Source organism: Shewanella sp. 11B5 (genome assembly GCF_002836795.1).
Classification (GTDB): Bacteria; Pseudomonadota; Gammaproteobacteria; order Enterobacterales; family Shewanellaceae; genus Shewanella; species Shewanella frigidimarina.
This window is the reverse complement of record NZ_PJAP01000772.1, coordinates 1-1,792: the sequence shown is the minus strand read 5'-3', so window position 1 is coordinate 1,792 and position 1,792 is coordinate 1. Positions and strand designations below refer to the sequence as shown.

The window sequence follows — 1,792 nt, the reverse complement described above, 5'->3', positions numbered from 1 at the left end:
AGCTGTTTGAGCTATTACTGGCTCAGAATAGAAACGAATATCAGATGCAAGATCCCCTCCTCCCATGCTCGCAAAATGATACGCACTCCAAGGGTTTTGGGTGTCTGTCGGTAACCCCGGTAAATCTAAACGCCACACATTAGCACCAGTATCTGTTGCGTAAATGCGATCGGTTAATTGATCATTGTTACTATCTAATACTGCCACTTTGCTCGGAATACTATCAACAATGCCAGGCATAGTGGTATCTGAGCCTGAGGCACTAAAGCTATGGAGTTTAGATCCTGTTGCTGCATCTAAAATATATATACCAGCCCCTGTAGTGTCATTAGTACCTACACTGGCTCCGTCTTTGGTATTTGGATTATATCCGGCACCAATAACTAATACTGGTTTTGCTTTCCCGGTTGAATCTTTCCATCCAGATATTTTAGTGATTACAGGTTCAGACCAGGATTGACCTAATAATGGATAATTACTGTTGTTTTTAACCCATAATAGAGTTGGTGCAGCATCTTTATTGGTTACATCTAAAGCGTAATAAGAAGTTCCACCTCTTCTCATTCCCATAAATATCCATGCTTTATTGACTTTACCATCAGCATCATATTCGAGATAAGGGACAGGTGAACCATCCATTCCATAGACAGAATGCACACCAGTTTGAGGGTTATCCCTTAAGCTTTTAATATTAGGTAATAATTCATGAGGAATAAAAGCCCATGATTCAGATACAGCACTGACACTTTCACCATTAACCTCTGACTCAATATCTTTAAACATATGAACAAAGCCATGGTTCGTTCCCATAATAATTCTTATATCAGGTGAAGTCGTTGTGCCATAATTTATGACCAGAGGTCTTGAATGAAGTGGATCGCCTAATATGTCCTGTCTAAGATAGGGGGCTGTTGTTAAACCATATTTTTCATTATCAACATTCTGACCTTTTATCCAAGCTAAGGTGTCTTCGATACTATTTTGATCAACATTTAAGAAATTTGCCAATTGTACATCTGTTAAATTACCTTTAATTTTTGCATTGCTCTTTGTTAAAGCAACCAGCGGGCCAGAATCACTAGTATTTGTAAGTACCTTTCTTGTGGCGAGCCCAGAAGCATATTGGTAGTTATATCGCAACGCAGCAGCGACACCACCGTCATTAACATCATACCCTTCATAGTCTCCAGCGGCACAATCGGAATCGGTAGCCCATAATGAACATGCATCTTTAGCAATACGTCCATCACTAGAAAATGCTTTGATATTATTTTTGTCTAATACCTCTCCTGAAGAGCTAATCTTGAATTTTTTAAGGTTACCAGACCAGCGCGGCCCTTTGCCTGGTAAAAACATAGCAAAATAAGCAGAATTCCCCGTTTGGGTTTTATCAAGCACGACTGAAGGAGAAGAAAAGCTAGAACTGTCTAATTCGATAGCGGCAATAGCGCTAATTAAAGATGCTTGTAATTCGGCGGGGTCTAATGCTGAATAATATTTACCCCCACCTAATGCTGCTGTCGATATCAATATATCAACTGGTGCATCGGCGCTAAAACCGATTGTATAAGTGTTAACAACTTGGTCACCTTCTGAGTTTGGATTAACATCATTTGTTGCTAACCAATGAGCAAGGGGGGGTAACAAACTATAATTATCGTTTCCTAGACTTTCACTCCCAGGAACATCCGCATCTGTGGTTGTTGATGCAAGTCCTAATAGTGATTTTACTTTCCCCTGCGCATCAGTGTCACTAGTTGGGGCGCCATCAGTAATGTAGATTATCGATGCA

Annotated in this window: 1 protein-coding gene; it reads right to left on the bottom strand. The window is 40.1% G+C overall.

What is annotated here, in order from left to right; translation table 11 throughout:
• Positions 1-1,792 (bottom strand): pilus assembly protein (locus CXF78_RS16305; RefSeq protein WP_257984932.1); only part of this gene is annotated, 1,792 nt, incomplete at both ends.